The sequence below is a fragment of the Fulvivirga lutimaris genome (assembly GCF_009711525.1).
Lineage (GTDB): Bacteria > Bacteroidota > Bacteroidia > Cytophagales > Cyclobacteriaceae > Fulvivirga > Fulvivirga lutimaris.
The window spans coordinates 1-6,465 of sequence record NZ_SMLV01000226.1 but is presented as its reverse complement, the minus strand read 5'-3'; the positions used below and the strand labels follow the sequence as shown (position 1 = coordinate 6,465).

The window sequence follows — 6,465 nt, the reverse complement described above, 5'->3', positions numbered from 1 at the left end:
TGTTATATTTTATTACTCATAGCAATCTAATGAATTTTATAAGAATAATTATATCTAATAGAAGTTAACTGTTGAAGTTTTGTGTAAATACACCCCTGTCGTCCCCTCAAGGGGACATTTATTGCGGATCAAGGTACACCCCTATAATCCCCTCAAGCCTGCCTGACGGCAAGGCAGGGGCAATTGTTTGGTGGGTTAAAGAGACAGTTATTTGTGTTGCGCAAGATTACACCCCTGTAGTCCCCTCAAGGGGACATTTAGCTAAGGGAGGTTAGGTGGGTGTTCCAGGCCATTTAGTGGGGCTGGTCTGTAAGAAACCTAAGATTAATCTACATTTGAGTATTAATCCAGTTATCAATTTTTGATTCTAACAACACTAAAGGCAAGCTTCCAGAGTTGAGCACCTGATTGTGAAACTCCTTAACACTAAACTTATCCCCTAGTTTAGTTTCGGCCTTAGTCCTCAGTTCTCTGATTTTTAACTGGCCAATTTTATAGGATAAAGCCTGTCCGGGCGTAGCCATATAGCGCTCTATCTCAGAAATTACTGATGCTTCAGATTCCGCCTCGTTATCTAAGGAGTATTGGATAGCCTGCTCGCGCGTCCAGCCTTTGCTGTGTATGCCAGTATCTACCACCAACCGGATAGCACGATGCATTTCCATACTCAACATTCCAAAATATTGTATCGGGTCTTCGTAAAGTCCTAGCTCAGACCCTAAAGATTCGGCATACAAAGCCCAGCCCTCCACAAAAACGCCCAAACTTTCCGGATGCAAAAATTCTGGCAATGCGGTGTTTTCCTGTTGCAACGACAATTGATAATGGTGCCCGGGAATGGCCTCATGAAGAAATAGTGCTTCGTCAGCATATTTATTATACTTTGTTACATCAGGAATGGGCACATAAAAAATGCCTGGTCGCGAGGCATCTTTAGTACCTGGTGTATACTCAGCACTTGCCGAAGCTTCTCTAAAGGCTTCAGTTCTTCTCACCACAAAATCCGCCTTAGGCTTAAGGTCAAAAACCTGGTTTAAGGTCAGCTCTATTCTTGCCTTGATGTCATTAAAATTATCAATTACCTGTTGTGGATCAGTAAAAGGCATTTGCTCAGGGCTGTTACGAACAAACTCAAAAAATGCCTTGATATCGCCTTCAAAGCCCATTTCATCTTTCACCTTATTCATTTCAACCAAAATACGGGCTACTTCGCTTTTTCCCAGCTCGTGAATTTCATCAGCAGTCATGTTTGTGGTGGTATGCAGCTTTATAAGGTAATTATAGGTCTCTGGCCCATGTGGCAATGCGCCTATGCCTGATGTTTCTCTACAGGCAGGCAGGTATTCGTCCACCAAAAACTGCTTTAACACAGTGTATTGAGGTTTTAGTTGATCAGTGATCATCTTACTATAATCATCAGCTATTCGCTGGCTTTCTGCTTCATTGATGGTTTCAGGCATGATTATGACCGGTTTGAAGAACAAGTGGTCATTCACTGAATTTGAAATAAACTCGTCCAGCTGAGGTATCATTTTTTGAGTAATGGCCTTGGGAAGGACAATGTCCTTAGACATACCTTCTCGCATCATGGCCATGGAAGTATCTAAAAAGATGAGGTAGTCATCTAACCGTTTCAACCAATTATCATAATCATCAACAGTAGCAAACGGCTGAACGCTCCCTCCTGCTGCCAGCTGCGCCACATATAAATGCAACGACTGAATTTGAAGCAACGGCATCAGTTCAAAACTTGGTAAATTGTAAATTGGCGAGGCCATAGTTACAATCTCATTGTTTAAACCTTCTAACTTCACCTCACAGTCCCACTGCATCACCTTCATACTCAACTGGTCCGCTTCAGATAGTTCATTAGGATAAATTGCATTTAACAGATTCAAAAAGTGCGAGTAATTCTCTTTTAAGTCATTTTGATAGTCATCTGATATATAATTGGCTATAAAATCATTGTATTGATAATCACCTGCTTTTGTAGCTTCTATAGGGTTTATACGATTCTTGAATTGATAATAATCGTTAAAAATCGAATCAATGGATATTGCTGCTGAAGTAGGCTCTTTCGAAGATTCTTCCTTACATCCGAAAGCAAAGAAAAGTAGGGTGATTAAAAATAAACGCTGTTTCATGTTTTTATTAATTGGTGTTAATCGGGCTACTAGTTATGGCAATAAACACATTGGCCATTATTTATACAAAATATCATATTAGGTTTTAGCTATTCCGGGGCATTTTGCCATTTATTCCATACCGGACTTAAATCCACGCCCGTTGCCTTAGACATTATGGGCTCAATCTCATTGTATTTAAATGCTCTTTGATTCTCTTTTGTCCAATTAAGCAAACCAAGAATGGCATCCTTAAAGGATTTCTTTCCATTGGTCTGCTTTTGAATATACTCATCTAAATCATACGTCATTAAAGCCCCCCTTGAAAAAAGGTTTTTCCCTATTCTAAAATCAGAGGCATATTGGGTTGAACCCAGAAGCGATAATTCCCTTAAGGTTTTGGTTTTAATAAAATCCGGAGCATTGTCCATGTTGGACTTCCACCAGTTTAATATTCCTTCATTCTCAAGGATTTGATAGAAAGTAACATACCATGTAAATCCTTCATTTAACCAGATCGTTTCTTCAAGTGGGGCCACTTGCCAAGCAAATGGGCGGTATCCTTCCCCCCATGATCTTAACGGCACCCATGAGTGCCCGATATGATGTATGATATTACCTAAATCTTTATTGGGCATATATTCCTGCGTAATGTCCCGGTGTGCTGTCATGCTATTGAGATGTTCCATATTAAAACCGTAGTCATGTCTGTCAGAAATTGGTTTCAGGAACTCATAAACTACGGTGTAATGAGGCATGGGAATGTATCCAAAATAATCAGCAAGTTTCTGCAGCGACAATAAACTTGTATTACCGATACCCTCCAAATAATCGCTTGTAGCAGCATAGGCCGCTACATATAAAGGAATTGGAGCTTCTTCAACACGAGTCACCTGAACGCCAGTACCTAAAAGATACTGAGCATCAACCAGTGTTGCATAGTTTTCAGCCTCAAAACTATCCGTTCCGAATTTCCGATCGGTATCAGGTCTTAACGTACTGAAAATAGGCCATGAAGGGTCGGTATTGATCGTAAGATTAACGGCCTCTGCTTCCATTCCTTCAATAAACCCAAACACGGAATAGCCAAAAAGTCCCAGATAGTCTTCTCTGGCTTTGGAACTGGTGGAGGCATCCAATAAATCAATTTCCATTTTTTCTATATCGACCGTATAACTCACCTTATTCAGAGGATCATTACTGTCTCCAAACGTAAAGAAGCTTCCGTCCCCTATCATCCCTGGTAACTGCTTACCGGTAGTGGTATAACCAACAACATCATCAACAAAGGCTATGTAGTTTGTCAGAATATAGGTTCCCGGTGCACTTCTTGGAATCACTAAATTGGCATCGCTAGCCGATAGCGCATCAAATGTGATTTGAATGGTTATTTTATTTAAATCTGCTTGCTTGTTGAGCAAATAGCTAATCTTTTGCTGTGCGTTTAGACTTGTGATAGATATGATAAACGAAAATAAAAAGATGATTCTTCTCATGTTGATAAGGTTATTGAATGACAATTTATCTGCACTTTATTGCGCATAATACGCCAAAACAAGAACAAATACGCAGCAAACCACCCATTTCTATGGCGTACCATAAAAGTCTCTGGCATTTATTGAGTTTTCAATGTCCTAAGTTTACTTCGATCGTAAATATTTGCTCCTTTCAAGACCAAATCTATACTTCTGACATTTTCGATATTCTCAAGAGGATTTTCGGTGAGCATGATTAAATGAGCCACCTTTCCGACTTCAATACCACCATAATATTCGTCAAGCCCAAAGAACTTTGGGCCGCTTATGACGGACGTTGATAAAGCCTCCTGAGGAGTGAGTCCCGTCTCAACCAGCAACGCCAATTCGTTGTGTAAAGCGGCCCCCGGATAAACATACGCATTGGATGGGCCACAATCTGATCCAGCCAGAATAGTTATACCCGCTTGAAACATTGGCAACACCAGGCTTCGTTCACGAATATCCATATCAAGCATCAATTGCTTTCCTTCAGCACTACGGTTTTGCGCTTGCTTTATCCTTCTTTCATAAGTCAATTGAATTCCGGGTCCTATCAACGGTAAAAGGCTATCCACAGTAGGATCCATATCTGCCAATTGCATGATCACCTGCGATACATATAAAGTTGGAGTGACATAGAAATCCTTTGATGCCAGTTTTGTAATAGCAGCTCTTGCGAAATCTTCATCATAGGTTTCAAGAACCTGTGGAAACATACCAAAACCTAGGTTGAGTTGCCTTAAGCTATCCCCAATAGGAGAAGCCAGGCTTAGTAAAGGAAAAAGATGTTCAATACCATCGAGGCCAAATTCAATAGCATCAAAATGATCTGCAGACAATGGTATATGTCCTGTTACCTTTAGTCCACGTTTTTCGCACGCTTCTACAATACGGTAATACAGGTCAGGTGATAGTGAACTGGCATAGATTTTCACAAAGTCCACTTTTAGGTCTTCCAGTGAATCCAGGGCCGGTTTTATATCTTCTAACTTGCCGATCGAAATTGATCCTGCCCAAAACGGATCAGCACCATCAAGCTTTGGCCCTGAGGTGAAAATGTTGGGTCCTTCCAATTGCCCCTCCCTTATTTTATTTCTCCATTGCAGTACGCTTGGTGAAATATCACCTCCCATATCCCTGACAGTGGTCACACCATGGGCTATAAATAGCGGTAACAGATTTTTATTTTCGTTGATCAAAGAATCACCGCCTCTAAAATGGACATGATTGTCCCACAAGCCGGGCATAACAAACTTTTCTTTGACATCGATAATTTGGTCAGACGCATAACTATCAGCCGATGCCATATTGGCTACCAATTGAATAGTGTCTTTGTTGATACCTATCAACTTCCCAGGTAAAATTTTACCACCCGCTATGTCAATAACCGAAGCATTGATAATGAGTAAATCAAATTTTTCTTTGGCCTTGGGTTGACAGGCAATCATAAAAATCAAAATGAAACAGTAGACAGGCAGTTTATTCATTGTTAATCGGTTTCAGTACTCCAGTTTTCATGACATGGGTTATTGAACGAAAGTTGGTAATATCAATTGCGGGATCCTTTTCCAGAATGATAAGGTTAGCGAACTTTCCTTTTTCCAAGGTTCCAAAATCATCAGCTCTATCCATGGCCATGGCACCATTTTGTGTAGCCATTACAATGATATCTTTAGGTTCAATTCCTGCTTTTTGCATAATTTCCATTTCATCGTAAATGGATACGCCATGAAAAGTGCCCGGATTACCTGCGTCCGTAGCCACGGCTACCCTTATTCCTGATTCATGCACTTTTTTCAAGTTGTGCATCATTATAGGTTCCAATCTAATACAGAAATCCTCGAATAAGCTTATGCGCTCCTCAAGGTCAAAATCTTTTGGCAGCTTATCTAAATAGTCAGTGCTTGTTTCTAAAAATGTTTTTGCACGAGCATCCATTGCATTATGAGCATCATCAAAAGTTCGTTTTTCCTTTAAAGATTTAAATGCTTCTAAATAACCTCGAGTAACAGTTATTGTTGGTAGGTAGATAACATCATTCTTTAGAGCAAGCTGTATAAACTCTTCATCCACCTCTTGATCTTCCACACTATGCACCAGAATTTTAGCACCAAGTCGTAACGCTTCTTTTGCCTGATCTAAACTTGTGGCATGAACAATGAGTTTATTCTTTTGCTTATGGGTTTCATCAGCAACAGCTTGTAGGCTTTTCATAAAAGAGGAGTCCTTGAGCATGACACCCCAAATTTTAATCCCTGTAGAACCTAGGTTACTATATTGTTGTACGGTCTCCCTTCCCATTTCTGGCGAAGACAAATACACCATTTGTTTCTCATCTGAAGTATTGAAATAATCAAGTCGGGTTTGATCAACACCAGAAAGTAATGGTCCTGATGCAGCTACATGAGGTGCATTGTCATTGTTTTCGGCCTCTTCTTGTCGTGTAATGCTCCATAAAAACCCTCCCACGTCATAAACGCCCGTAACTCCAGAACGTAAATAGGCATTATAATAAGATTGAGGATTGTTTTTTAAATCATCTTGAAGTTCGTCAAAATTGTAATAGTCTCTTAAATCTATAATGTTTGGTCTTGCATCAAAAAATCCAGTCTGAGAAAAATGAATATGGGAGTCTATCAGTCCGGGTGTTACAAATTGCCCGGTAAGATCCATTATTTCAGCTCCATTTGGAATATCTACCGTTTTATCACCAATCTCTACTATTGAGCTACCTTGGATGATAATAATTCCGTTTTTTATTACCTCACCTTTTCCATTATAGATGGTAGCATTTTTTAATACAGTAACATCTGTTGGCTTATTTT

Annotated in this window: 4 protein-coding genes; all 4 read right to left on the bottom strand. The window is 39.9% G+C overall.

Annotated elements, in window-relative coordinates:
- Positions 1-329 precede the first annotated feature (329 nt).
- On the bottom strand, positions 330-2,144 hold the full coding sequence (locus E1140_RS02570; protein WP_155178724.1) for a DUF885 domain-containing protein: 1,815 nt from the start codon (positions 2,142-2,144) through the stop codon (positions 330-332).
- Between the two features lie 89 nt (positions 2,145-2,233).
- Positions 2,234-3,619 carry a M61 family metallopeptidase gene (locus E1140_RS02565; protein WP_155178722.1) on the bottom strand — a complete coding sequence of 462 codons (1,386 nt, stop codon included), beginning with the start codon at positions 3,617-3,619 and terminating at the stop codon, positions 2,234-2,236.
- A 119-nt stretch (positions 3,620-3,738) separates the two neighbouring features.
- Positions 3,739-5,127 (bottom strand): amidohydrolase family protein, encoded by a 1,389-nt coding sequence (locus E1140_RS02560; RefSeq protein WP_155178720.1) that lies wholly within the window; start codon positions 5,125-5,127, stop codon positions 3,739-3,741.
- Positions 5,120-6,465: amidohydrolase family protein (locus tag E1140_RS02555; RefSeq protein WP_155178718.1), on the bottom strand; the 1,346-nt coding region annotated here is incomplete at its 5' end. The genes E1140_RS02560 and E1140_RS02555, both read right to left, overlap by 8 nt.

Bases quoted from the DNA above. Each gene is read 5' to 3' on its own strand.
- E1140_RS02570 (WP_155178724.1), bottom strand. From the start codon at position 2,144: ATGAAACAGCGTTTATTTTTAATCACCCTACTTTTCTTTGCTTTCGGA.
- E1140_RS02565 (WP_155178722.1), bottom strand. From the start codon at position 3,619: ATGAGAAGAATCATCTTTTTATTTTCGTTTATCATATCTATCACAAGT.
- E1140_RS02560 (WP_155178720.1), bottom strand. From the start codon at position 5,127: ATGAATAAACTGCCTGTCTACTGTTTCATTTTGATTTTTATGATTGCC.